This window comes from Agrobacterium sp. MCAB5 (assembly GCF_052114365.1).
GTDB lineage: Bacteria > Pseudomonadota > Alphaproteobacteria > Rhizobiales > Rhizobiaceae > Agrobacterium > Agrobacterium tumefaciens.
The window spans coordinates 285,524-308,407 of the sequence record NZ_JBFREP010000004.1; the positions used below are offsets into that span (position 1 = coordinate 285,524).

General features: G+C 56.8%; 39 protein-coding genes. 23 read left to right on the forward strand and 16 right to left on the reverse strand.

The annotated features are described in order from the left end of the window. Positions 1-6: 6 nt before the first annotated feature. The 16 genes from AB4Z23_RS12105 to AB4Z23_RS12180 all read right to left on the reverse strand — a co-directional run bounded on the left by AB4Z23_RS12105 (position 7) and on the right by AB4Z23_RS12180 (position 7,845). On the reverse strand, positions 7-402 hold the full coding sequence (locus tag AB4Z23_RS12105; protein ID WP_035198512.1) for an HNH endonuclease: 396 nt from the start codon (positions 400-402) through the stop codon (positions 7-9). Continuing rightward, positions 402-605: a hypothetical protein gene (locus AB4Z23_RS12110; protein WP_441360173.1), complete on the reverse strand. Its 204-nt coding sequence runs from the start codon at positions 603-605 to the stop codon at positions 402-404. Before AB4Z23_RS12110 ends, AB4Z23_RS12105 begins: the two co-directional genes overlap by 1 nt. Next, on the reverse strand, positions 602-1,186 hold the full coding sequence (locus AB4Z23_RS12115; protein WP_441360174.1) for a J domain-containing protein: 585 nt from the start codon (positions 1,184-1,186) through the stop codon (positions 602-604). Before AB4Z23_RS12115 ends, AB4Z23_RS12110 begins: the two co-directional genes overlap by 4 nt. After that, positions 1,179-1,985 carry a recombination protein NinB gene (locus tag AB4Z23_RS12120; protein WP_441360175.1) on the reverse strand — a complete coding sequence of 269 codons (807 nt, stop codon included), beginning with the start codon at positions 1,983-1,985 and terminating at the stop codon, positions 1,179-1,181. The genes AB4Z23_RS12115 and AB4Z23_RS12120 overlap by 8 nt, the downstream gene beginning before the upstream one ends. A gap of 418 nt (positions 1,986-2,403) precedes the next feature. Continuing rightward, the gene (locus tag AB4Z23_RS12125; protein ID WP_441360176.1) at positions 2,404-3,015 is read right to left on the reverse strand and encodes a lambda exonuclease family protein; all 612 of its coding nucleotides are present in this window, start codon (positions 3,013-3,015) and stop codon (positions 2,404-2,406) included. Then, entirely contained in the window at positions 3,012-3,860 is an 849-nt protein-coding gene (locus AB4Z23_RS12130; RefSeq protein ID WP_441360177.1) for an ERF family protein, read from the reverse strand. The genes AB4Z23_RS12125 and AB4Z23_RS12130 overlap by 4 nt, the downstream gene beginning before the upstream one ends. After that, positions 3,848-4,090 carry a hypothetical protein gene (locus tag AB4Z23_RS12135; RefSeq protein WP_441360178.1) on the reverse strand — a complete coding sequence of 81 codons (243 nt, stop codon included), beginning with the start codon at positions 4,088-4,090 and terminating at the stop codon, positions 3,848-3,850. Before AB4Z23_RS12135 ends, AB4Z23_RS12130 begins: the two co-directional genes overlap by 13 nt. After that, positions 4,090-4,380 carry a hypothetical protein gene (locus AB4Z23_RS12140; RefSeq protein WP_441360179.1) on the reverse strand — a complete coding sequence of 97 codons (291 nt, stop codon included), beginning with the start codon at positions 4,378-4,380 and terminating at the stop codon, positions 4,090-4,092. The genes AB4Z23_RS12135 and AB4Z23_RS12140 overlap by 1 nt, the downstream gene beginning before the upstream one ends. Before the next feature lie 56 nt (positions 4,381-4,436). Beyond that, on the reverse strand, positions 4,437-4,712 hold the full coding sequence (locus AB4Z23_RS12145) for a hypothetical protein (RefSeq protein WP_441360180.1): 276 nt from the start codon (positions 4,710-4,712) through the stop codon (positions 4,437-4,439). Positions 4,713-4,735: 23 nt separating this feature from the next. After that, positions 4,736-5,116: a hypothetical protein gene (locus tag AB4Z23_RS12150; protein WP_441360181.1), complete on the reverse strand. Its 381-nt coding sequence runs from the start codon at positions 5,114-5,116 to the stop codon at positions 4,736-4,738. Positions 5,117-5,152: 36 nt separating this feature from the next. Then, positions 5,153-5,404, reverse strand: a complete 252-nt coding sequence (locus AB4Z23_RS12155) for a hypothetical protein (protein ID WP_441360182.1) — start codon at positions 5,402-5,404, stop codon at positions 5,153-5,155. After that, positions 5,401-5,754, reverse strand: coding sequence for a hypothetical protein (locus AB4Z23_RS12160; protein ID WP_441360183.1), 354 nt, complete (start codon positions 5,752-5,754; stop codon positions 5,401-5,403). The genes AB4Z23_RS12155 and AB4Z23_RS12160 overlap by 4 nt, the downstream gene beginning before the upstream one ends. Beyond that, positions 5,754-5,942, reverse strand: coding sequence for a hypothetical protein (locus AB4Z23_RS12165; protein WP_441360184.1), 189 nt, complete (start codon positions 5,940-5,942; stop codon positions 5,754-5,756). The genes AB4Z23_RS12160 and AB4Z23_RS12165 overlap by 1 nt, the downstream gene beginning before the upstream one ends. A gap of 5 nt (positions 5,943-5,947) precedes the next feature. Beyond that, positions 5,948-6,217, reverse strand: coding sequence for a hypothetical protein (locus AB4Z23_RS12170; RefSeq protein WP_441360185.1), 270 nt, complete (start codon positions 6,215-6,217; stop codon positions 5,948-5,950). Between the two features lie 33 nt (positions 6,218-6,250). Then, the gene (locus tag AB4Z23_RS12175) at positions 6,251-6,598 is read right to left on the reverse strand and encodes a hypothetical protein (protein WP_441360186.1); all 348 of its coding nucleotides are present in this window, start codon (positions 6,596-6,598) and stop codon (positions 6,251-6,253) included. Between the two features lie 458 nt (positions 6,599-7,056). Further along, positions 7,057-7,845 carry a helix-turn-helix domain-containing protein gene (locus AB4Z23_RS12180; protein ID WP_441360187.1) on the reverse strand — a complete coding sequence of 263 codons (789 nt, stop codon included), beginning with the start codon at positions 7,843-7,845 and terminating at the stop codon, positions 7,057-7,059. Positions 7,846-7,878: 33 nt separating this feature from the next. Between AB4Z23_RS12180 and AB4Z23_RS12185 the strand changes: the two genes are divergently transcribed. From AB4Z23_RS12185 to AB4Z23_RS12295, 23 genes are all read left to right on the forward strand, one after another. Then, positions 7,879-8,082 (forward strand): YdaS family helix-turn-helix protein, encoded by a 204-nt coding sequence (locus AB4Z23_RS12185; RefSeq protein ID WP_441360188.1) that lies wholly within the window; start codon positions 7,879-7,881, stop codon positions 8,080-8,082. Beyond that, positions 8,082-9,035, forward strand: a complete 954-nt coding sequence (locus AB4Z23_RS12190) for a DUF3102 domain-containing protein (protein ID WP_441360276.1) — start codon at positions 8,082-8,084, stop codon at positions 9,033-9,035. The genes AB4Z23_RS12185 and AB4Z23_RS12190 overlap by 1 nt, the downstream gene beginning before the upstream one ends. Before the next feature lie 55 nt (positions 9,036-9,090). Next, positions 9,091-9,603: a hypothetical protein gene (locus AB4Z23_RS12195; protein ID WP_441360189.1), complete on the forward strand. Its 513-nt coding sequence runs from the start codon at positions 9,091-9,093 to the stop codon at positions 9,601-9,603. A gap of 223 nt (positions 9,604-9,826) precedes the next feature. Further along, positions 9,827-10,144 carry a hypothetical protein gene (locus AB4Z23_RS12200; protein ID WP_441360191.1) on the forward strand — a complete coding sequence of 106 codons (318 nt, stop codon included), beginning with the start codon at positions 9,827-9,829 and terminating at the stop codon, positions 10,142-10,144. Positions 10,145-10,259: 115 nt separating this feature from the next. After that, the gene (locus AB4Z23_RS12205; protein WP_112496883.1) at positions 10,260-10,550 is read left to right on the forward strand and encodes a hypothetical protein; all 291 of its coding nucleotides are present in this window, start codon (positions 10,260-10,262) and stop codon (positions 10,548-10,550) included. A 65-nt stretch (positions 10,551-10,615) separates the two neighbouring features. Next, on the forward strand, positions 10,616-11,029 hold the full coding sequence (locus AB4Z23_RS12210; RefSeq protein WP_441360192.1) for a hypothetical protein: 414 nt from the start codon (positions 10,616-10,618) through the stop codon (positions 11,027-11,029). A 23-nt stretch (positions 11,030-11,052) separates the two neighbouring features. Beyond that, entirely contained in the window at positions 11,053-11,613 is a 561-nt protein-coding gene (locus AB4Z23_RS12215) for a hypothetical protein (protein WP_441360193.1), read from the forward strand. A 46-nt stretch (positions 11,614-11,659) separates the two neighbouring features. Next, positions 11,660-11,797 carry a hypothetical protein gene (locus AB4Z23_RS12220; RefSeq protein WP_441360194.1) on the forward strand — a complete coding sequence of 46 codons (138 nt, stop codon included), beginning with the start codon at positions 11,660-11,662 and terminating at the stop codon, positions 11,795-11,797. 102 nt (positions 11,798-11,899) lie between these two features. Next, entirely contained in the window at positions 11,900-12,250 is a 351-nt protein-coding gene (locus AB4Z23_RS12225) for a hypothetical protein (protein ID WP_174068252.1), read from the forward strand. Beyond that, positions 12,247-12,846: a hypothetical protein gene (locus AB4Z23_RS12230; RefSeq protein WP_441360195.1), complete on the forward strand. Its 600-nt coding sequence runs from the start codon at positions 12,247-12,249 to the stop codon at positions 12,844-12,846. The genes AB4Z23_RS12225 and AB4Z23_RS12230 overlap by 4 nt, the downstream gene beginning before the upstream one ends. After that, positions 12,843-14,108 carry a DNA-methyltransferase gene (locus AB4Z23_RS12235; RefSeq protein WP_441360196.1) on the forward strand — a complete coding sequence of 422 codons (1,266 nt, stop codon included), beginning with the start codon at positions 12,843-12,845 and terminating at the stop codon, positions 14,106-14,108. The genes AB4Z23_RS12230 and AB4Z23_RS12235 overlap by 4 nt, the downstream gene beginning before the upstream one ends. Further along, positions 14,105-15,568 carry a DnaB-like helicase C-terminal domain-containing protein gene (locus tag AB4Z23_RS12240; protein WP_441360197.1) on the forward strand — a complete coding sequence of 488 codons (1,464 nt, stop codon included), beginning with the start codon at positions 14,105-14,107 and terminating at the stop codon, positions 15,566-15,568. Before AB4Z23_RS12235 ends, AB4Z23_RS12240 begins: the two co-directional genes overlap by 4 nt. A gap of 5 nt (positions 15,569-15,573) precedes the next feature. Continuing rightward, a complete protein-coding gene (locus AB4Z23_RS12245; RefSeq protein ID WP_112402357.1) occupies positions 15,574-16,212 on the forward strand; it encodes a hypothetical protein in 639 nt (212 codons plus the stop codon). Further along, the gene (locus AB4Z23_RS12250) at positions 16,209-16,553 is read left to right on the forward strand and encodes a hypothetical protein (protein WP_441360198.1); all 345 of its coding nucleotides are present in this window, start codon (positions 16,209-16,211) and stop codon (positions 16,551-16,553) included. Before AB4Z23_RS12245 ends, AB4Z23_RS12250 begins: the two co-directional genes overlap by 4 nt. Further along, complete coding sequence (locus AB4Z23_RS12255; protein WP_441360199.1) at positions 16,550-17,374, forward strand: hypothetical protein; 825 nt, start codon at positions 16,550-16,552, stop codon at positions 17,372-17,374. Before AB4Z23_RS12250 ends, AB4Z23_RS12255 begins: the two co-directional genes overlap by 4 nt. Positions 17,375-17,661: 287 nt before the next feature. Then, positions 17,662-17,943 carry a helix-turn-helix domain-containing protein gene (locus AB4Z23_RS12260; RefSeq protein WP_441360200.1) on the forward strand — a complete coding sequence of 94 codons (282 nt, stop codon included), beginning with the start codon at positions 17,662-17,664 and terminating at the stop codon, positions 17,941-17,943. Further along, positions 17,940-18,419: a hypothetical protein gene (locus AB4Z23_RS12265; RefSeq protein ID WP_164056061.1), complete on the forward strand. Its 480-nt coding sequence runs from the start codon at positions 17,940-17,942 to the stop codon at positions 18,417-18,419. Before AB4Z23_RS12260 ends, AB4Z23_RS12265 begins: the two co-directional genes overlap by 4 nt. Further along, entirely contained in the window at positions 18,416-19,330 is a 915-nt protein-coding gene (locus AB4Z23_RS12270) for a hypothetical protein (protein WP_441360201.1), read from the forward strand. The genes AB4Z23_RS12265 and AB4Z23_RS12270 overlap by 4 nt, the downstream gene beginning before the upstream one ends. A 72-nt stretch (positions 19,331-19,402) precedes the next feature. Beyond that, a complete protein-coding gene (locus tag AB4Z23_RS12275; RefSeq protein WP_441360202.1) occupies positions 19,403-20,038 on the forward strand; it encodes an NERD domain-containing protein in 636 nt (211 codons plus the stop codon). A 418-nt stretch (positions 20,039-20,456) separates the two neighbouring features. Continuing rightward, complete coding sequence (locus tag AB4Z23_RS12280) at positions 20,457-20,804, forward strand: hypothetical protein (protein WP_441360203.1); 348 nt, start codon at positions 20,457-20,459, stop codon at positions 20,802-20,804. Positions 20,805-20,830: 26 nt separating this feature from the next. After that, entirely contained in the window at positions 20,831-21,082 is a 252-nt protein-coding gene (locus AB4Z23_RS12285; RefSeq protein ID WP_441360204.1) for a hypothetical protein, read from the forward strand. A gap of 28 nt (positions 21,083-21,110) precedes the next feature. Further along, complete coding sequence (locus tag AB4Z23_RS12290) at positions 21,111-21,917, forward strand: hypothetical protein (RefSeq protein ID WP_441360205.1); 807 nt, start codon at positions 21,111-21,113, stop codon at positions 21,915-21,917. A 71-nt stretch (positions 21,918-21,988) separates the two neighbouring features. Beyond that, entirely contained in the window at positions 21,989-22,564 is a 576-nt protein-coding gene (locus AB4Z23_RS12295; RefSeq protein WP_441360206.1) for a hypothetical protein, read from the forward strand. Positions 22,565-22,884: the final 320 nt, after the last annotated feature.

A 22,884-nucleotide genomic window follows, 5' to 3' on the forward strand; every position in this document is an offset into this window, starting at 1 on the left:
GCTTGGTCATGGCTGCCTGCCTCCCACGATTTCACCGGTGCGGCGGTCAACGACCGTGCCGTCCATCAGGCGTTTCAGGTTCGGGTGCGATAGGGATGACTTAGGTTTCGCGATGCCTATGTGCTTCTTGCGCACGCGGGCGATTTTCGACTTCACCTTCATCTCGGTGGCCGTCTTGACCTTGTGAGCGGCATAGAGTGCAGGCGCCAGATTGCTCTCGCGGTGCTGTCCGCCAAGAATCAGCGCATGAACGTGCTCAAGCTCCCAGCGCTCCCCAGGCTGGATTTTGCGGCCGGTCAGGTGGCATATGCCGTTATGCCGGTCGAACACGCGCTGGCGAACCCGTGGCGGCACTTTGGCGTCATCGGTCTTGCCGATCCACTCGTCTACTGTCCGGGCCATCACCTCTGCCCTCCCAGCGCGCGTGTCATCATGTCCCGCTTGAGGCGCTCCAGATCGCGGACACGTCCTGTCTTACTGCGGGATTGCTTTGCCTGTCGGATCTCGGCGTCGATCTCGGTTTGCCAGTTGTATTCCCGGGCAAGCTTCTGTCTCGACTTCCAAGTGAGCCAGTGGTGGATGGCGCGGCGGATCAACCGGTTCATCGGCTCACCTCCTGAAGAGCTTCGGCGCGAGCTGCGTTCAGTTCAGCCATCGCCTCGGTGCTGCCTCCGGCGTCAGGATGCGCTCGCTTTGCCTTGCTGCGGAATGCGAGTTCAATTCCTTCCCGATCCGGGTTAGAGGCGCGCTCAAAGCCGAGCACCTCGCGCCAAGATCGATTCGCGCCAGGAGACGGCAGAGCGGTAAACCCGGTGAAGGCACGCTCCAGCATGTCGGAAGCGCCCCAGCGCTCAATGCCGCGAATGGCTTCGATGGTCTTTTCAAGCGCTCGAATGTTGTCCTTGATCCTGTCCCACCTGTCACAAGCGAAAACGCGGGGATGGCCCTTCCACTCGAAATAGACCGCAACGCCTTTATCGGCAGGTTCCCTCTGGTTTGCGTAAGGCAAACCGTCACGTCGGAGTTCAAGGTCGCTCGACAGGACAGGCAGTCTTCCACCTAAGAGGCGGATCTGCTCCATAAGGCCGTCGCGCGCTGATGTGAACGGCACATCGAAGCGAGACCTGCTCGGGTTCTTTGTGCGTGGCCATCCATGAGGCCAAGAAAGCGGGAAAGCTTCAATCATCGACGCCTCCCAGATCAGAGACCTTGCAGTCCAGAACCTCGGCGTAGAGCGTCAAAGCATTCTCCCGAAGCGTAGGCATTACCTTCGGATCGGCCTTGATTTGCGCATAGGCGCTCTCAAAGAACCCTGCGATGTGCGGGTGAAGTTCTTCGGGCAGCTGGCCCTTCCACATGTCTTTTGCCGCGATGAGTGTATCTCGACGCTGAGGTGGCGTTTCCAGAGACGGATCAACCACAATGAACATCAGCTTTCGGCAGCACTCGATCAGGTCGGCCCGGTCAATCGGGAATATGGTCGAGGCCGGAGCATCCGATGCGGGGGAATCATCCGCTCCGGCCTCATCTACTGGCGTATTGCCAGCATCTGCCGACGACGAGGCGGTGGAGGGGGTGTCGTCGGAAGGGGTGTTGTCTTGTTTCGGGTCTTTGAACGTCACGTCGTTCTGGGAGCCGAAAGCGTAAATCAGTTCGATCATGTTGCTCATCTCATCGATCGTCATGGATGACGTGTGGATGCCGAGAGGAACAACGGTGCCTGGATCGATACCCGGAACCACGGACGCCTTGCGCAGCGACGCGGTGAACATGTTTTTCCAGTCCTCGACCTTGAGTTTCTGGCCGTACCAGACGACCTGATCAGAGACTTCGCCAAGCATTGCGTGCATCTTGGCGTTCTGCTCGTGGCTACGGGTACTCTTGCGGAACTCGACAATGGTGCCGTCAGAGACGCCACGCGCCCAGCGCACGACCTTCTCCCGGTCGGCAGGGGTGTTGATGACTACAGCCTCGCGCGTGCTCATGCGGCTTTCCCTTCATTGATATGAATGTCAGCGTGACAAGGCGCGCAAACCCAAACCACATCTAAGGGTTTCCCATAGTCCGCATGATGCGCCTGAATCGAGAATTGAGTTCGACCACATGCACTACAGGCGGTTGGCTTGATAAGCCTTCCCGCTTTGACAGCGTTCTCAACCATGTGGTGAGCCCTTATTTGTAGGGGGCTTGATCTCTTGTTGGCTCGATAACCTTTGGAGGAGACCTCGTTCTTGTACTGCCGACGCAATACCTCCCGTCGCTTTTCTGGGTTTAATCGACGTGATTTCTTGTTTGTTTCTATCCTGCACGGCTTGCAAACCGACTGCAGCCCATCGCGCGACGAGCGGTTCTTATGGAAACCATCAAGGGGTTTACTAAGACGGCATTTTGGACACCTCTTCATCACGCCGCCTCCTTCACGCCGTAGTGGCGGATGCGCTCGACCAGCGCGGCCAGCTCGTCGTTGAACCGGTCGATCTCGTCAGCCATGGTTTTGATGTAATCCTCGTCGCGATAGACGCGCACGGTCAGGATCGGCAGCTTCGGCCAGTAGGAAACAAAATCCCACCACTCGCGCTCAGACAGCCAGAGATTGCCTTGCACCTGCGCTTTGTGCTCGGGCGGCAACCTATCCCGCTCGAGGCGGTCAATCTGGATGTGAGGAAGAGCGGTTTTGATCTCCAGACCGCCATTGTCACCCACGAGGCTATCCGGGCTTGCGCCCTTGTTGCCGTTTCGGATGAAGCCCACTCGCCTGATTTCAGCACTTTCGACAAACGCATATGTCTGCCGGGCCACATCCTCCATCTCGTTGCCGCGCTCGGTGTGGCCGTTGGAAAACGCTTCCTGTGGTTCACCTGTGAGGATTTCGCCGGCAAGCTTGCGCATGTACTCGCTGCGCGTCTTTCCTTCGCCCTTGGCCATAACCGTGGCGAATTTGCTCGCCGTGGGTATCCCCATGCGGGCGAGGAACCATTCCTCCTCACCCTGCTCAAAGTCAAAGACCTGCATCATGATGCCATCCTTTGACCGAGCTTTGACTTCTTCTGGTTCAGGAGCTGAACGGCGCTATCGAATTGGCTGGCCAGCATTTCGGGGATCGAGTTGATTTTGCCGACCTCGCAGAATTTTGCTGTGTCGGAATCCGTTTCCTCAAGCAGTTTCTGGATTGTCTTCACCTGCTCAGGAGTGATGGTGCGAAGCTGATCATCGCTTCTGCCGGCGGAGCGACCGTCGTCATCTTCCGAAGCAGACAAGCCGAGAGAAGCCATCAGTGAATAACGCGACAGGTACGTAATCGTGCTGCCGATTGCCTGGATAGCGTTCTTGTTTCCGGTCGTGTCGGAAGGCGCGGAAAGCGTCGTCTCCTCTGAGTGGCCGTCCTCGTGGGAAAGAACGCACGTCACGGTGATCTTGTCGATCTGGGTTGTCTTGAAGCGATAGGACAGGCCGAACTCCGACAGGATCGGATCAACCATGCGGGCGATTGCCGAGAAGTCGGCATAGCGCTTGTTGTTGTGACCAGTGGCGTTTTTGATGACCGGCGACATCTTGGACTTGGCCCGGGAAATCGCTGTGTCGAAAGCCTTGCGGGCCATCTTGGCATCTTCCCTGTCGCGCAGGTCCATCATCTGCTTGAGGATGTCGGCTGACACGCCCATTTCGAGAGCGCGGCCTACCATCTCCATTGGCGTCATCGCAGCGCGTGGTTGGTCGCTGGCGATATCCCGCGGCGTCTGGATTTCAACTGCATTGCCCATCTGTCGTGCCTCCATGGCCTTGCGTGCATTTTCAACGATGTTGACCGACTCGTCGCCGATCCAAATTTCCGGTCCCGGCCGGTCGATTATCTCGCCCACGCGACATTCTCCTGCTGGATAAGCGCCATGCGCTGGTATTTCGGTAAGCCGACGAAGGCCCAGGACGCGGAGACACTGCAAATGGTGAGCATCACGGCGATGACGGTGCAGAACTGGCGGTTGAAAGACTTTGAAGACGCTTCCGACCTCCGAAAAAGATTGCGGAGTTCGATGTAAATCTCGGTCGGGTCATCCGCTTCTGGTGTGTTGGTGGTGGAGAAAGCGTCCATCACGGTCTCCTCTCGGCTTTGGAAATGTCGTCTCTGGCGCGGCATGTGCGGCAGCAACCGACCTCAAGATCCTCAACACCAATGGTCTCGCATTTCATCGCGGCGAGCCGGGTCAAGTACCGGTGGTAATATTGCGCCGCAGTGTCACCGTCCCACCCAATAGCCTTGCCGATCGCCTGCCAGTCGGCTCCGTCATCAAGCATAGCCTCAACGATTGGGATGTGGCCTTGGGCTTCCAAGCCGAACGCAAAAGGGGCTTCGGACAAGTTTTCGAAAGTTGAAATGCTCATTATTCCTGCCCTTTCATGCGCGGGTACGCTGACAAACCCCGCTGGGTGGTGTGTTGTTACTCTGACAAAGCCGGTGGGTTGGTGGAGGCTGGCGTACGTGCGGGGCGTGTCCAAGCCGCATCAAAATCAGCCATGGCTTCGGCTGGTGTTGAGCCGGTACCGACAACGCCGGTTGGCAAATCGCCGTAGATGGCCAGCCATGCATTACCGTCCTGAATGAGAGCGGGGCGCATGAGTACGTGAGGCAACTGGCGTTTTATCTCAGCCTGAAAAGCTGCCTCTGCTGCATTCCACTGACCGTTGAGAACCGCTTGTTCGCTCGCGTAGCTCATCTTCTTATCCCGCTGTGCTGTGGTTACTTGGTGGGGGTCTCGACGCACCACTCACTGAGGCACCAAGCGACAACTGCCTCTTTGTGCTCGTGCTTGGGATCGAAAGACGACATAAGGGATCGCAAAGCGGTCATGACCTGATTGCGATCGAGCCCGGGTTTGATCGACAGGCCGAAGTCGGCAAGAGAGCCGCCACGAAAGAACAGCGTGCTGAACGCATTCCGGAACTCTTTCCGGACTTCTGGAACCGCTGACATCGGCGGATAATCATTGAGGCGCGCACCAAACGCGGCACTGGCACCGGTAAAAACCGGGAACGTGTGGCTTCCGACTTTAAGCGGTGTTACTGGATTCGGTGTCGTTGATTTTGCGGCAGCTTCACGCAGTTTCTTCTGCTTTCCCATTTCCCTATCCCTTGTCTGAAGCCCTATGCGGGGCGGCTATTCGGCTGACGGCTCGCTGTGGAGCGCCTCGCGCACAGCTGTGAGAAGCCGCATCTCGTCGTTGGGTATGAACCCGTCCTGATCGCAATCAGCGTCGGCGCGACCGTCGAAATAGTCTTCGCAATCGACCAAGACGGCGATCAGATCCGCGATGCGCTTTTGAAGTTTGATTTCCTTGGATGTTTCAGCCTTGGTGAACTGGCTCCATTCGAGATAGAGCTTGTCGAGCGTTTCGGTGTTCTTGGTCACAGGCGATCCTCCCACATTATCTCGCGGCGCTGGTCGGCGTGGTCTTCGAGTGCCGCCTGATGCTGGTCGTCAGCTTCGGAAAGAAGCCATTCCTGAAAGGCCTCGCCTTCGGTAAAGCGGTCGATCATCCAGACCATCATCGAAACAGGCTCGGGCCTTGGCTTGCCGTTCTGCATCAGGAAGAATTGAGCGTTATCAACCTCAGCCGAAGGAAGCTCTGCCGGGTCGATCATGGTGGCTGGCGATCCGGGATGTACCGTGAAGTCCACCACCATCTGCAATTCGATCTCAGTGCCGCTCTCGCTGGCGCTGATAGAGATGTATTGTTCTGCGCGGTATTTGTTGCTCATCAGTTGAACCCTCCGGGCATCATGCCTTCGGAAAATTCACGCTCCCCGGCTTCGAGATTGAGACGCTTGCAAGCAGCCTCGTAAGTCTCGTCGGTCTTCTGGTTGTCGATGTAGACAACCATCCTGCCGCCCCAGTAGAATTCCTCAACCTTGCGATCATCGATGATGGTTTTGCGATCTGGTGTCATAGCCATCACTCCGCAGCCTGCAGATTTGCGCCGCGAACAATCTGCTCGGCCCACTGCGAAGGAAGAACAATCTCACCGCGACGTGCATGGCGCTGGAACTCAAACACCTCGCCGCCGTAACGCTGTGCGTCTGCATCGGCTTCTTCGGCGTCGTCGTATTCGAAAGCGTCATCGCCGTTCGACGTCCACTCCATCCCGTCACCGAACTGCGTGAGGTAACGGGCAGAACCGCTGCGGGTATGCATTTCGACGTTGAAGCGCGTTACCATTGGCATTTGCTCATCCTCAGTGGTTGAGATCGTGTTGGATCAGGCGTCGAGTTCATCCAGAGCGGCTTGAAGCTCGTCCTTGGTGGCGGCTTTGGCTCTCGCCTCGGCGGCTTCCATGTCGGACACGATGGCGGCGCTGATTTCTTCGAAATGGTCGTGGACGTATTTCAGGAGGAGAGCGTTGAAAGCCTTCGGGCTGTCCCAATAATTCTGGCCGCCTTCACTATACTGTCCAGCAACAACCAGCTTGACGGTCGCGTGGGCTACGGAAAGGGAGAGAACGTCTGTGTGGCGGCCCTTCTTGCCGATATGGGCAAGCCATGTGAGGACCTCGGCGTTGTCGCGCTTCAATGTCTGGTAGGCTGTGTATTTAGGTCCGACGCTCATGTTCCCATCCTCATCCGGGTTGTTCCCGCCCTTCCGTTTCGTCGTCCCGAGGGAGCTTCATTCGGTGGGCTTGTGAGGAGAGTTGTACAGTCTAACTATACAGAGCGCAAGAGGGGCTGAGAAAAAAGTTTAGTTGGGCTAGACAAAACTAACGCGACAGGAGTATCTGTCTCTCCAGTCGACGGGCGACCGGGTGCAATCCCCGGCTGGTGAAGCCCGAAGCGCGGGGAGCGTAAGTCCTACTGTGCTGCCAGAAAATGAGGACGGGTTAGCCGAGAGGCGCCCTGCAAATCGACCGACCGACCTGACGGTTCAAGTCGAGCAAACGCTCTCCCTGCCTTTTGGGATCTATTGGTCCTGAGGGGTAGGGGGAGCTTTGCTGTCTCCCTCCCTCTCATCAAGTTCAAGATCGAAGAAAACAGATAACTTAGAGATAGATCAGTTATTGAACTGAGATGTTATCTGAATGGATCTCTATCGCGCGGGATCAAGCTTCTGCGCGGAATCGGTGACCATTTCGCGATCACGATGTCAGTGACTTTGATTTCCGTGTCGTCGTCGCCATCAAGTTCAATATCGTCTTGCCAGTTTTCGTTGTCACTCAGCGGGCGAAGAACCCAACGGCCGTCCTTCCAAATCATTTGCTTGGCGGTGTACTCGGCAAGGCCGTGCTGCATGCGCTGGACAATTACCAGATCGCCGTGCTCCGGCTGGAGACCGCCGGCGTGCAGTTCGACGCAATGGAGATATTCGCCGTTGTCAGCGATTCGGTTGATGCTGTCTCCGACGACTCGGTAGAGCCTTTGTCCATAGCCAGGATATTCAGGCGAAGCTGCCACAGGTTCATATCTGCGCTCATAGCGGAAAGAGCCTTCACGCCAAACGCCAGCCGATACTTCACCGACGACCGGCAGCCCAGCCATTGGTTTGGCCTCTTGCGGACCTAAATCGGCAAAAGCTTCATCTCCACCGCGCTCCAGCCAAAAGATACTTACTTTCGTCGCTTTGGCGATTGCCTCAAGCGTCGATCTCCTTGGAACGACATCGCCTTTTTCCCACTGAGCCACGGCTCCACGCGTCTTCCCGACGGCGTCGGCAAGCTGTTGCTGGGTCATCTTCGCTTTGTCGCGAGCGGTGAAAATTCGCTGATTCAGTTCCATGGCGGCAACATATTCGGTCCCGCTGTACAAATCTTCGATAGTCTCACTATCAGAGGCGCTTGACGGAATGTTAGTTAAACTGTACATATTGCATATTCTCGCTAAACAGGGAGTGTGGAAGTGCAGAAGCTGACTGGAATGGATGCAGTACGAGACAGGATGCCGCTGGCACGCCTGGCGCGTGAACTTGGCATCACCCGTGGCGCTGTAGCGCAGTGGGACAAGGTTCCTGCCGAGCGCCTCGGTGCTGTTAACCGAGTGACGGGCATTCCGCAGGATGTCCTTCGCCCCGATCTGTTCGCGAGTGCGGAGGCAGCTGAGTGATGCTCAAAGTCATCGAAAACGAACAGATGTCGTTCAATTACGACGCAGTGCCGGCTCCGGTAGCAATTAAGGCCCGTGAAGCAGCCGAGCGTATTAAGCTCCGGCTTCATCGCTCTGCGGAAGACATCATCGAGATCGGGAAGGATCTGGTCTCGATCAAAGAAAGCATCGGGCACGGGAAATTTATCCCGTGGATAAATTCCGAGTTCCAAATGAGCGAGGCTACGGCGAAGCGATTTATGTCCGTTGCTCGCTATTCCAAGGGGAAATCGCTCACACTGAGCGATTTGGAGCCTACTGCCCTTTACGAGCTCGCCGCTCCCAAAACGCCTATCGAAGTTCGAGAAGAAATCGAGAAGATGATTGAGGCCGGGGAGGTTGTCACCAAGGCTACGGTCGCAAAGCTTACAGCTGAAATCGAGGCGGCAAAAAAAGGCAGAGACCTCGCTGACCATGATGCGACTGTCGCGGAGGAAAAGGCGGAGGCTCTCAAGACTGGACTCGATACTCTCAACAAATCGATTGACGAGAGAGTTTCTGCTGAGGTCGCCAAGGCGTCTGAAAACATCCGTTCCGGTTACGAAGACGAGATCGAACGGCTCAAGGCCCAGATAGAAGACCTTCGGAAGCCGAAGAACATCACCACAATCGATAACGAGACCGGCAACATCATCCAGTTCCATCGTGAGATGTCCGAAGATGAAGCTGCAGAAATAGACGCCACCGGCGATGAAATGATTGGAGCTGACTTCAATGAAGTCGCTACCGATACCGAGCGGGCTGTTGCCTTCTTTGGTTCTGTTCGCGCCATGGCAAGCGCGAAAGCCGACCCCTCTGCCGTCTACGCTTACATCGTGAAGCGATCCTCCAAAACTCTCATCGCTGAATACATGGGCATGGTCGATGCCGTGATGTCTCAGCTCAAATCTGTGAAGGACATGCACAATGGCTAATCGCATAGTTAGTGAGAAAGAGTTCCGTTCTGCTTTCAGGTCTGAGGCAATCGGCATGGCCGATTTCTCGCAGAAGAAGAACAAGCATGTTTTGGGTATCGGCCCGAGACAGGTGAGTGTCAGCGTCGGCGCCCAGATCGTCAAGGCTTTGATCGACCGATTTGCTGCTGACGGCCGCACGCTCGACAAGGACATGGTCCACGTCATGAACCCGAAGGGAGCGCGAGCGTACAGCTCGTTGCAATTCAACCAGATCGGTAAAATGAAACTGGTCCATGGGGCGAATGCCATCGAGACAGTTTGGAAGTCTCTAGGGGATCTCATTCCGGTTGCTCGCAAGGGCGTCACCAATGTCTACGTCTCCAAAAACGGCGCAACGGACATGGAGCTCGCCGCAGTGCGCGATCTGCGCACCGGAAAGCTCAATGCCCGCGTTCTTGCGAATGAACAGCTTGTAGAAGCGATCGATGAAGCTCGGTCAGTACTCGACGGCCGCAACCTGGGTGAAATGTACGCTGCTTCTTGCACGGAGTATTTCCACACCCTGCCGCTAGAAGCTGCTGAGTAAGCGATATGATGGCCGTTCTCCCCATCAATCATGTTCCTCTCACCAGAGCAAAAGGTGCATTCAAGCCTTGCCTTTGGTGTGGTGGGGAGACGGCGACCTTTGAAGAAGCGCCAGAAATCAAGCCGGCCAATCATGCCGCTCGCGTTAAGTGCGAAGGCTGCGGTCGCCAGATCGCTTGGGCTTCGGCTCGACAGGTGAGAAAGGCTGAAAGGCTCGTAGCAGCATGATGGACACATCACTCCAAACCCCCAACCATCACATCCAGGACCGCAGCGCGATCAACGCAATGACTGCGGAGTGGATCAAGAAGAACGGCGAACCTCGGAAGTTCGAGCGCGGCTTCTCCAGCGATTGGGGATTTCTTCAAAACCTCATGGCTCGATACGGCTTCAAGCTGACCTATCACGGGCGCTGCCTCTACTCTATGCACAAGGAAGACTTCCGGGGCGTGCCGAAGCGCATCAGCCGGGAAGACCTGATCAAGCAGGTTGACGCCGTGCTTATCGAGAATGGCAAGCAGCCTTACGGATGGAGGAAGTGATGATTTCATCGTTCTCCGCTGAACAGCAGCAACTCCTTGTGGCGTGGGCATTCGTCTTCACTGTCTTCATCGTCGCCACTGTTCTGGCTTATTCGGCTCTCGTGGGGCGGAAGTGATGGCAGCTCTCAAGCAATATCCGCTTCCGGCACTGGTAACTCATACGACGGACACCCGCGCCGGCTCTGTCTTCAAAGCCTTATGCGCGGTTTATCCGGGTCAAATTTCTGCAGAGCATCTTATGGCAAGAGCGGGTCTGTCTTGGCGGGCCGAACCGATCTGGTCTTTCGTGTCGCTCTGCAACGACTTCATCAAAATCAACGAGGCTATCGAACCTTTCGGCTGGCGGGCTGAACGGTCGGGCGGAACGCCTCGTGACAACTACTGGCTTTCGCCAATCGGCGGGTAGCTCCTTTCCAAGCCTTCCTCGCCGCTGAGTTCAACCTACCAGAACCCAGCAGGAAGGCTTGCTCCATGCCAGACAAAATCGAACTGACAGCAATCGCTAATAAACAGGGAAATCAAGGGAAAGAGATCATGAGTACGGCAGCCGCCACAATGTATGTGCGTAAAATGGTGGAGAAGGAAACATCGGGCAACGGCGACATCGATAACGCCATGCGCCGACTGGCCGGCAGATACGGCCTTTCCTTTTGGCAAATCTCTCATCTCCGGAACGGTAAGGCCAAGGCTCTTACCATCGACGCATTCAAGAACATTCACGCCGCGTATCTGCGCTTTTGCGCCCAGCAGATCGCGTCGTTGGAGGAGGAAATGGCGCGCGCAAAGGCAGAATATGGCGACGATCATTTCACGGATATTGGCGACGAAATTGAAGCTCTTCGCTCGAAAGTGCGGGCTGCGATGGAAAGCCACAACGGACAATAAACCCAACACGGAAGGGAAGGCGAATGACAGCATCAGCAAAAATCGGTGACAATTCGAAAGCTGAAAGAGAGCGCCGCGTTCTCTTCGCCTTCTATCACAAGAAGGACCGCGACATAGCGGCCCAGATCAAGGCGCTGCAAGGCGAGAAGTCATCGAACCGGCAGAACGCCAAGGCCTCCGGCTTCCCGGCGCAGAAGCTCGACCACTATCTCAAATCCTTCAATGCCGAGGATCACCAGAAGCCCGTCGACAAGCTCAAGAGCGAGCGCGAGAACCTTGAATGGCTCGGCTACATCCCGGCAACATCCGGCGGCGACTTGCTGACCCAGATCGACCGCGTCGACGGCGAGCAGATGATCCAGGCCAAGGGCTTCCATGCTGGCCTGACAGGCCTCGACCGCGTCTCCGGCTACGACGGCGGTTCCGTAGACGACAAGCTCTGGCTCGAATCATACGACGCCGGCAAGCGCGAATACGACAGTGAAATCCCCGACATCATGGCGCGCATCAATGCAGCGCAGTCGAAGGAAGAACCGGCCGCCGATGCGGGCGACGGTGATCCCTTCACTCTGGATCAGGGTTGAGACCATGAACTGCACATCCACACGCACAGTCTCGGAGTCGACCAATATGAACACGAACATCAACACCATTGGCTGGCAAATCCTAGTTCAGACCTTGATCCGATACGGGTCCTTCATCGCCATCGCTTGGCTGATCCTGTCGTTCCTTGACGTCTGGGTGTCTGCCTACATCGCCAAGGTTTGATTTTCCCCCGGCCAGCCGACCTCCCAAGCGCTGGCCCAACTAACCCGGTGCGAGACATGCAAAGCGGACCCCGCACCGGGTTCTTTCTTCCACGAGGTGAACATGAGCCTTCAGGTGAAAATCCAAGCCAAAGCAGAGAGCGTGCTTGCCAGCGAGGCGCAGTTTTACGGCGTCACCGCGACCGCTCTTGTGAAGGCGATAATCGACAAGGTGGCCGTCGGCGGTCTGACGCGGGATGTGCTGCAGGGTGTCGACGTCGAATCCTATCAGGATCGCAAGCGCGGCACGGCAACCCCACTGGCAACCTTCACGTATCAGGGGCGGAAGCTGTCTCTGTCGGACATCTCAAAAGAGACCGGTATTCCACTCTTCACGCTGCGCACCCGCATCTACAGGGGCAAGTGGACCGAAGAGCGAGCTTTCTCCGAACCGGTGAAGGAGCGCCGCAAATGAGAGTTCTCGGTCTCGATATCTCCAAGCACGCTGGCTGGGCAATCTGGGAAACAAAGCATGCGCTGGCTTCGATCCGCTGCGACGTGATGGAGTTCCCTGCAAAGGCATCCATCGAATACTGCGCTGACCAAATGGGATTGAAGGTCACGAAGCTGATCAAGGACGAGAAGCCGGATTTCATCGTACTGGAAACAGCTCTCAAGATGAGCCCTAAGGGTTCGGCCGCGACGGTATCCTCCTGCATGCTGCATGGCGCCGTCTATGCCACGCTTGGTAACTGGGGAAAGCCTTGGGGAACGATCAGTGCGGCTACCTGGCGCAAGATGTTCTTCGGCGCTGGCTATAAGCCCCCACTCGACAATCACGGAAAGAACGACTGGAAGCGCGCCGCCATTGAGCAGTGCGAACTGGAAGGCATCATCCTGCCGTCTAAGAAAGCCACCCGAGATAATGCGGCCGAAGCTGCGGCTCTGGCAGTGTGCTGGAGAGGCGCCGAGATCCATGCGGGCCGGTATCGCCCGGCATTCCAAGACTTTCTCCAACAGCGCAACGAGCGCGCGCCGACTGGCGATCTGTTTGCGGGGGTTGGCGCATGACACACGATACTCGATCGATACTAGACGGACGCTGCACCATCCACGTTGGCGACTGCATCGAAGTGATGCGTTCCATGCCGGCAAACTCTGTTGACTGCGTGGTGACATCGCCGCCGTATTGGGGTTTGCGCGACTATGGTGTCGAAGGCCAGATCGGGCTTGAGCCGACGCTGGGGCAGCACCTCGAGGTAATGGTCAACGTATTCCGAGAAGTCTGGCGTGTGCTGAAGCCAGCCGGAACCCTCTGGCTGAATTATGGTGACTGCTACGCTGCCAAGCCGAATGGTAAATCTGCTGAGGCTTACAAAACCGATGGAAGCGATGACCGTACCTTTCGCGACAAGCCATTTTCAACGGTCGGCCCGATCTACGATCCCAACTATAATCGAACGGCACGCGGCCATTTCCATGTGAGCGACAGGCAGTCTCGGATGGAAACAGGTGGTCGAGTTGTCGCCGGCGGTTTTCTTAAACCGAAGGATCTCTGCATGATCCCGAACCGGCTTGCTATCGCGCTCCAGGATGATGGCTGGTACGTCCGTTCAGAGATCATCTGGCACAAGCCCAACCCAATGCCGGAATCGGTTTATGATCGCCCTACGACGTCACACGAAAAGGTATGGCTTCTCACCAAAGGCGAAGATTATTTCTATGACCATGAGACAATTCGGGAGCCTGTCACGGGTGGCACACACAATCGTCGCCCCGGTCCGAATAGCCGTCAGAATGTTGACCGCGTGCCTGTCTCCAGAAAGAAATCTGACACAGGTGTTGGCTGGGGCAGGTTGGATAAGATCAATCCGTCTGAGGCTGACCGTGGCCGTGACCGCATAGTCTCGAAGACTGTGGAGCCGGGGAAGGGCATCAAGAATAACAGCAGCTTTGACGCCGCTCTTGACAACCACACTTCCGAGACCCGCAACGCCCGCAACGTTTGGTCGATATCTCCTCGAGCATTTCGCGAATCTCACTTTGCCACATTCCCGCCGGCACTGGCTGAGCGCTGCATAAAGGCAGGCACGCCAAAGCGGATATGCGCCTGCTGCGGCTCTGCGGATAATTGCGGTCCGATCTGCGAGGTCTTCGGTACCGAACCGGGAATCGTCTTCGACCCCTTCGGTGGCGCCGGTACCGTGTCACTGGTTGCGGAACAGCTTGGCCTTCGATCCATCATGATCGAACTCAACCCGGAATACGCTGCCATTGCAGAGCGCCGGATAATCCCGATCGAGAACAAGAAACACCGGGGAAAGGCAGCATGAACGCCATGAACCAAGAATTCATCCCCGCGAACATCGAGGCGGAACAGGCTCTGCTTGGCGCCTTACTGATGAACAACGAAGCCGTAAGTCGCGTGCCGGTGACATTTGACGTGTCGCACTTCTACGAGCGCATCCATCGCGAAATCTACACCGCCATCTTGAAGCTGCGGGCGATCAATAAGGATGCGAACGCCGTTACCGTCCGGTCGCACATGTCGCCTGAAATGGTGTCGATCAAAATCGGTGACATGTCGGTGTCGCAGTATCTGGCTCACCTAGCCGCAGAAGCCGTCAACATCATCAACACGCCCGACTACGCGGACGCTGTGACCGAATACTATCACCGTAGGGAAGCAATCTCGGTTGGCGACAATGCAAGAAGTGCGGCGACACGAGCAGCAGACGAACTGGAGTTCATCGACCAAATCACGGATTGCCGCAATCGCTTCTCTGCCATTATCACCGACATACAGGCCCGTAACGAGCCGCAGGAGAGCTTTCTTGACGCGGTGGACCGAACACTCGGCGTGACTTCAGACGCGATTGCAGGCCGCCGTGTGGCCGGTCTTGATCTTGGAATTTCCGAACTGACCAATCTCATGGGGCCGCTTGGCACCGGTGAGCTGCTGGTGATCGGCGGCGACGTGAAGACTGGTAAGTCCGCGGCAGCCTGGCAGTGCTTCTTCAATCTGGCAGAGCGGCACCCAATTGCGGGTCTCAGCGGCGAAATGCCGACCGATCAGATCATCATGCGCGAGAAGGCCAGACGCACCGGGATATCTGCCAAGCGCCAAAAGCGAGGCCAAGTATCTCAGGATGAAGTCGAGCAGCTGGTCAGGGCAGGGGCCGACATCAAGCGCCTCAAGTTCATCGACATCATTTCCAAGCAGATCACGCTTGAAGAACTGGACGAGCGTATCAACCGGCTGCAGGGCGAACACGGGATCGAGGCTTTCGTTGTCGACCACATTCTGAAGCTGCTGTGGACCGGCAAGATGGAAGACGCCGACGACTTCAAAAAGGCGAACCGCGCCACGTCGACGCTCAAGAACATCGCCATGAAGCGGAAGATACCGATCATCGCGCTCACCCACATCAACAAGAACAGCAATGACGGCACATGGGGCAAGAGCTACCGCGATCGCCTCATGGCCGCCAAGCGCCGCCGGCCAACCTACAAGAGCATGCTCGGCAACATCGACAAGGACGTCGACAACATGATTATCGTCCATCAGGCCTACCCGTCAGTCGCCGGCATGGAGCCCGAGGAAGGAACGGATGACTACCGCCTGTGGGAAGACACCATGGCCGAGGTCAAGGGCAAAGCCGAGTTCATTCTGGCGCTTTCCCGCGAGAACGAGTTTCCACGGCGCCAAGAGATCCAATGGAACGGCTCAAGCACCAGCTTTGGGCCGGAGTTTGAGAAGGCAGTGAATAGCAGGGAGTTGTTTCCGCGATGAACCCGATGAAAGTTCTTATCGCCTGCGAGTTCTCCGGCACGGTCCGAAATGCCTTTCTCGATCGCGGCCACGATGCATGGTCCTGCGACCTTCTGCCGGCCGAGGATGGCAGCAACCGACATATCACCGGTGATGCGCGCGAACTGCTCAATGATGGCTGGGATCTGCTCATGGTAGCTCATCCGCCATGCACCCGGCTTTGCAACAGCGGAGTGCGCTGGCTGTCCAAGGCGCCTCCCGGCAAGACAGAGGCTGAAATGTGGGCGGAGCTGGACGAGGGCGCTGCGCTATTCTCCACCTTCTGGAATGCGCCGATCGAGCGTATCGCGATCGAGAACCCGGTGATGCACAAGCACGCCAAGGAGCGGATCGAGAACTATGAGGACTTCGCCCAGAGCGTCCAGCCTTGGCAGTTCGGCCACCCGGAGGTGAAGCGGACATGCCTGTGGCTCAAGAACCTGCCGCCGCTCGTCCCTACCAACATAGTCGAAGGGCGCACAGCACGGGTTCATCGCATGCCGCCCGGTCCCGACCGATGGAAAGAGCGATCGAGGTTCTTCACCGGCATAGCCGAAGCAATGGCAGACCAGTGGCCAGAATACGCGATGCGTGGCCCGAAGCAGATGGATTGGATCGCAGCATGACAAACAAATACGCTTCAGGTGCTCAACTGTCGCCCCAAGGCTGGATTGCCTGGTATCGCGACCCGATCTGGCCAGAGAACCGGGTTCTGCGAGACGGCAGGTACGACATCATCTTCCCAAACCAGCAGGAAGCCAAGGACGCTGGTCACGACGCGCTTATGAACCATCTGAACGGGAACATGACGGCGGACACAAACGTCGCTCCACGGCCAACCTCGAAGGAAGTGAAGTTCGCGGCTGCGACGAAGAAGCTTTTCCTAGGCGGCGGCAAGTCGGTGATTGTCGAGAGGAAGCCCAGCAAGGGCAAAGAGATCAGCGTTGAGCGGAGGGAAATGGCATGAAGCTCTATTACCGGCTAACTGATACGCAAGACCCGGAAGAGCGCCTCGAAGATGCCGCTTTGTGGAAGGCGATGCACGATGTATTCGCAGATGAAATCACGCTGCTGCCATTCGATGCAGCCACACCACAAGACGGATATTTCTTCGGTCGGGGCAAGCGGATTGAATATGTGCGTCAACCTCACCTCCTAATCCAAGATTCGATGCCTTATTGGCGCGATCAAGCCTTCCTGTCGAACAGCCGACGCATGTTCAAACTGATGAGCTGGGCCGACGCGATGACAGAAGTGGATAGGCTTCACAAGGCAGGTCGCGGCGTTTTCCTCAAGGCGACAGACACCAAGAAGATGGCAGTTCGCTTGCCATCCGGTTGCGACATGGCAGAGCTGACCGAAGGTTGGGCATATTCCTTCATAGACCGACCTCCCTGCATTATGGTGCAGGAACTGGTAGACATGAAATACGAGCGCCGGTTCGTGGTGATTGACCGCGAGATTGTCACACAATCGCCTGTAGCCGTTCACCTGACGCCGCTGAACACCGAAGTGCTCTCAATGCATTATCTGACGCCGACGCATACGGGTCCAGCCATTCGATCGTCTGAATTGACGCTTCAAATGACTGACTTTGTTGAGCGAATTGCTGCCGAGATGGTTCCAGAGCATGCGATCATAGATGTTGCCCTCATCAACGGCAAAATTGGTGTGATTGAGTTCAACGCCGCTCGTATTGGGCAGTTTGGCCTCTACGCTTGTGATCCCTATGCCATCGCCAGATCCGTCAAGGTTTTACTTGCAAAGACAGCCGAGGTGTCGCCATGAACCACCACGTCACCCTAACCCCATCGCAAAGAGCATGGCACGAAGCAGCAAAGGCCAGAGAGGCGGATAGAGTGCGGAAAGCAATGCGGTTGAAATCCGTTTCGCCCGCACCGAAACCGATAGAGATACCAAAGCCACGATTGGTTCAGGTCGCGCCAGAAGGCCAAATCATCCCTCTCCATTTCACCACCTTCAAATCCCTCTGCATCGCATGGGTTGGCGAATACTGCCCATATGCCGGAGGATCGGTCGAGATAGCCCGTGACCGCAGCATGACAGAGATTGCCGTGGAATTGCTGAAAAGCTTTCCCGGTGTCTCTATGGCCGAAGTTAAAGGCGTGTCCCGTGCTCGCCGGATAGTGTTCCCGAGGCAGGTGATTATCCATGCGATAAAGATGGAGAGGCCGAACCTTTCATTCCCGCAGGTCGGCAACTGGATGGGGCATCGCGACCACACGACGGCGCTTCATTCCTACAACAAAATCCAAGCGATGATCGACAACGGCACATTCGAAGCCGAGATGGAGAACTGGCAGGCGCTTCACGGCGGAAAGGCGAGGGCGGAATGACCAGCCACCCGGCAGCCGATCTGTTCCCCGAGACAATCGCTAAGCGCCCACGGTCGCCAAACGGCATCAACGTGCACCGCTTCCTTGAAGGATACGGCATCAAGGTTCTTCCTTATACCGATGCCAGAGGGTGGAAAGACCGGCCGGCGAACGTCGTCTATGGAGGCAGAACAGTGGCTCGCCTGATGCGAAGAGACATGGAATTGACAGGGCTGGTGGTCCGCTGCATTCAGACAAGTAACCCAACCTGCTTTGATGACGTGGTTATCCTGTCGGTATGGCGGTTCATATCGGCTCACATGGCCCACAGGAAGGCGCCAGACGTAATTCAGGAGTTCGGGCGCGTAGACCTTGCCCACATCAAGAAACGCGCTCACCGCCTCGTAAATGGAAGCTACGGGCGAATGGGCAAGACATGGGAAAAGATCGGCACGCTGTTGGCCGACGCTATGATTGAACAGGAGCACGCGGCATGAAGATTTCCGAGCAACAGAGTTACCTCGACATGGCTGGACGCAGGGTGTTTATTGTCAGGAGAGAAAAGCTCATCGACAGAACAACCGGGCGTCGGGATCAATTCTGGACTTACATCGGCTACCAGGTGGACCGAGACGGAAACCGCATTGGCGAGCCGCGCGGGTGGAAGTCAGACGGACGAGACTGGACTGGTGACATGGATGGCGCCATCATTCGGGAAGCCGATATCGGAATGTCGATAACGGAACCGCAGGCCGTAATCCTTGAGCGTCTAATCGAGGCCATGGAGACAGACATGGCGCTCCCCATCGCCACCGGTCCTAAACTCTTCGGCAATGCATGGCCCGAAACATCATCAACCAGTGCCGAAATCCGTGGGCACGAGACTGTCGAGCTTGTCGCAGGAGAGGACCACATCACCCGCCAGCGACACGCAGCAGTCAATGACATAACTGAGCGTAGAGCAAAGTGCAGCAGGCCTCGCGTCGGGCGGATGGAAGAGGCATTCTCCTGGGTGTCATTGATCTTTGACGACGAAGACCGCAGGATTTTGCTTGCCTATGCGGAAGTGAAGGCGCGTGGATGGGAATTCAAGCGCTTCATCGAGAACAGAAACCGCCGAAGCCCTCACAAAGATGCATGGGTTAAACGAACGATATTGCGTAAAATTACAAAAACGCTGCAAGAAGTTGAAACTAAGTTGCGCAAGCGTGCAATTATCTTGCGTGATTGCGCAGGTTTACATGTGTCACACGAAGAGGCAAAACACTCATGCAAATCGATAACGTCAACGGTTTGTGGGCGGGAAGAAGAGATAAACCGGCATGCAGCGCCGATGAATAGCCCCGCAAATATCACAACGGCAGCCGAACGTGAAGCACGACGGCGCGCCAAGCTGGAAGCAGCATAGCAATTCGCCCGATGGGCATTCCAACAGCCCCGCCCGTAACAAGGTGGGGCTGAACCAATTCAGGAGATGAGCATGCCAGCCTATCGATCCAGCGCAGAGGGAGAGATACGGGTGGCGGTGGTGGAGCGTTTGCGCGAGATGATGCCGGGGTGCCGGATCATCCACGAGATCAACGCCGCCAGCTTCGGCAATCGCATCGATGTCTTGGCCGTGGGTGAGAAGTCACTTGCCGCCGTCGAGATCAAGAGCGCCAAGGACAAGCTTGACCGTCTTCCGGACCAGATCAAGGCCATGTCGCTGGTCACGCCTCATGTCTACGCCGCTCTTCATGAGAAGTTCTTGGAGGGCGGGCCGCTTGGCTCATATCCGCCAAAGCAAGCCCGAGATGCGATAGCCTGGGTATTCCCAAGGGTTGAGCGCAAAGGTCATGTCGAGTGCTCCAATTATTGGCGCGGACGTGATGCATGGCGCAAGCCGATAGCGACACTGCCTCCCGGCGCGCTGCTTATGCTGTGGCGCGAAGAGCTTCAGGCAATCTGCTCTGGCCTCGGCGTGAAGGGCTACAGCAAATTCACGATGGAAGAAGCCGCAGACCATATCCGCTGGCGCATGACGGGTGAACAGATCGCAGTGGCGGTTTGCAACGTGCTTCGCGCCCGCCGATGCGTCGAGGCAGACCCAGAGATATTCGCTTCCGTCGCCGCCTAACCAAATTCACCCGCCCACATGGAGAGAGCGATGAAGCGCTGTGAGAACTGCGGTTCGGATAAGACTGCCCGTGGGCGCGAATTAACAGGGCGCTATTGCTCGCCCGACTGCATGGCGCAGCACAAGGGCCGGTCTCGCATGAGAGGCGCTAATATCATTGGCGTGGATTGTGGTTCTGGTGATTACAGCGTTGAGACGCACTTGCGCCGTGAACCAGATGGCTCCCTTCGGCTGATCGGTGTCGCCACCCCATGACCACCACCGAGCAAGAGCGGGTCACTACATAGTCAGATATGTTGAGTAGGCCTGAAGGCCAACTGCTATTGAACCGAAAAGCGCGCCGGAAGCATTTAGCCCGGAGCCGAGCTTCATCCGCCTCACGAGTGACGCGGGCGGTCCGTCCCAATAGCTAGCCGTCATGACCGGCGAAATAAGCGCTGACAGCAGCCAAGAGACCGCCGACAGCGCGCCAAACACAACCGAAGCCCAGACCATCCCATCCCCCAAGGTTACCCATGCCAGCATCCAGAAAAGCACGGCGGCCGGGCAGGGTGCAATAGCCATGACTGCCGACGACGCCCGCGAGCAAGCCTGCACCCGGTTCCTCGAACCAACCAACGCGGCATATATCGGCAAGATAAACGACAACGGCGATATCAGATCAGCACTGTTTGACGACGAAGGCGAACCTCTCGCGATCGGTCCAGAAATGACGCTTCGCCAGGTCGCGATGACAAACGGCTTCGTGGTCGTATCCAGACATTGACCGTATTCGCACATAGGAGGCCACCGATGCGCTGGATCATCAATCTTGGTCTAGTGGCCGCTGTCGTGATCTTCGCGCTGTGGTGCCCGTCTGACGCAAAGCAGGTCGCATATCTGCCAAGGCTCGATAGACCGTCTGAAACCGTCGCGATGATCAAGCCGAATCGCCCATGCATCGTGGATCGCACGCCAGTCGTCATTCAGTGGCAGGTGGTCGACCAGAACGGCAAGCGCAAGACCGCAGGATATCTGGTTATCCAGCGCCAGTGCGTCAGGTGATTATTCAACCCTAATTCAGGATTTCAATATGCGAGCCAATCGTTGGAGCGACAACGACCATTATTTTGGTCCTCTCACCTTTGCAAGAAACCGCAGTTACAAGCATCTTGCCATGATGCTCAGCTCCGGCGACCATGACGACGAGCACGGCCGGTGCAGGCTGCGTATCAGCCTATGGGGCTTCACCTTCATTGCGGCACTCCCGCAGATCATCAAGCCTTATAGGGAAAAGGTGACGGCACTCGGTTGGGATGCAGCCACAATCGAGCGTCTTGGCCGTGACTGGTACTGGCAGCTTGACGAGCGGGAATATGGCTTCTCGTATCATGAGGGGCATCTCAGCCTGAGGCTCGGTCGCCAGACGCACGACAGCAGCACCACGCAGAGCAAGGGATATTTCCTGCCGTGGACGCAGTGGCGGTTCATTCGTCACAGCCTTTACGGCTTGAAGGGTGAACACTTCTGGACAGAGCCTAAGCGTGTTGTTGGCGAGCCCTATGACTTCATGGCCAGGACAATTGCACGCGACACCTGCCCATCGGCAACATTCGCCTTCAAGGACTTCGACGGCGAAGAACTCACGGCCAATACCGTGATTGAGGAGCGAGAGTGGAAATTCGGTGAAGGCTATTTCAAATGGCTCTCGCTGTTCCGCCGAAAGAAGATCCGTCGCGACCTCGATATCCAGTTCTCTGGCGAGACCGGACAGCGCAAAGGATCGTGGAAGGGAGGGACTATTGGGCATAGCATCGAAATGCTCCCCGGCGAACTGCACGAGGCCGCCTTCAAACGATATTGCCAGCAGCACGACATGACATTCGTCAGCCCAAAGTAATTATTCATTCCGGCAAGACCGGATGAACGCAGCGCGGCTAAAGCGCATTTTCTCAACCGAAAGGAAAAGCAATGTCCGGTCTTTTGACAAACGGCCTTCCCGCCGTTGGCCCCCTCTATGGCTCTGAAACTCTCCCTGTCGATACCAACCGCACCGACGGCTCTCTGCCCATCTCGGCCGGTGTATCCCTGATGCATCTCGCAGCCCTGATGAACCTGTTGGCCAACAACGTCAGCGCAACACCCGTCGCCGGCACCCGCTACTATGTCAGCACATCGATCGGCGTTGCACAGACCCTCACAGGCATCCAGGCGCTGATTGGCGCGACTGGCGGCACTGACAGCTTCATCTTTGAGCTTCACGACGCCACCGGTGCTCTGGTTGCCACCACGGCCACCGCAGGCGTCACCGTCGGCACGGCCAACAGCTGGCAGCGCATTCCGTTCACGGCGCCGTACTCCGCTCAGCCCGGTCAGTATTTCATCGCTGTCCAGCTCAACGGCACCACGGCTCGCCTTGCTCAATACAATGCACCGTCTGCACCGGTCCTCACAGGCTCTACAACGGGCACCTTTGGCACGGGGGCGGCAATCACTCCGCCGACAACCTACACTGCTGCACGCGGCCCTGTGGCGCTGCTGTATTGATACCAATCTGAAGGCGCGCGGTCTGGCGACATGCCGCGCGTCCATTGGAGCGGAGAACTCCGACTTCGACATTCCGGCGCGAGGGACAAGGCAAAGCTCGCGGATGAGATCCATCGTCGCCGCTCCGGGGTGATCCCCCTTCATTACGGCGAGGAAGCGCGCAAGCCGGAAACCGTTAGAACAAAACTATCGCGCGCAAGATGGTAAATGCGCCAAACCCACGCGGCAGATAAAGCAGTTTTGAAATGGTTTTCCAATCTTTCGAAGAGCGAACCCAAAATCTCAATGATTTCAGTAGCCGTAAAAACTGATCTATCAAA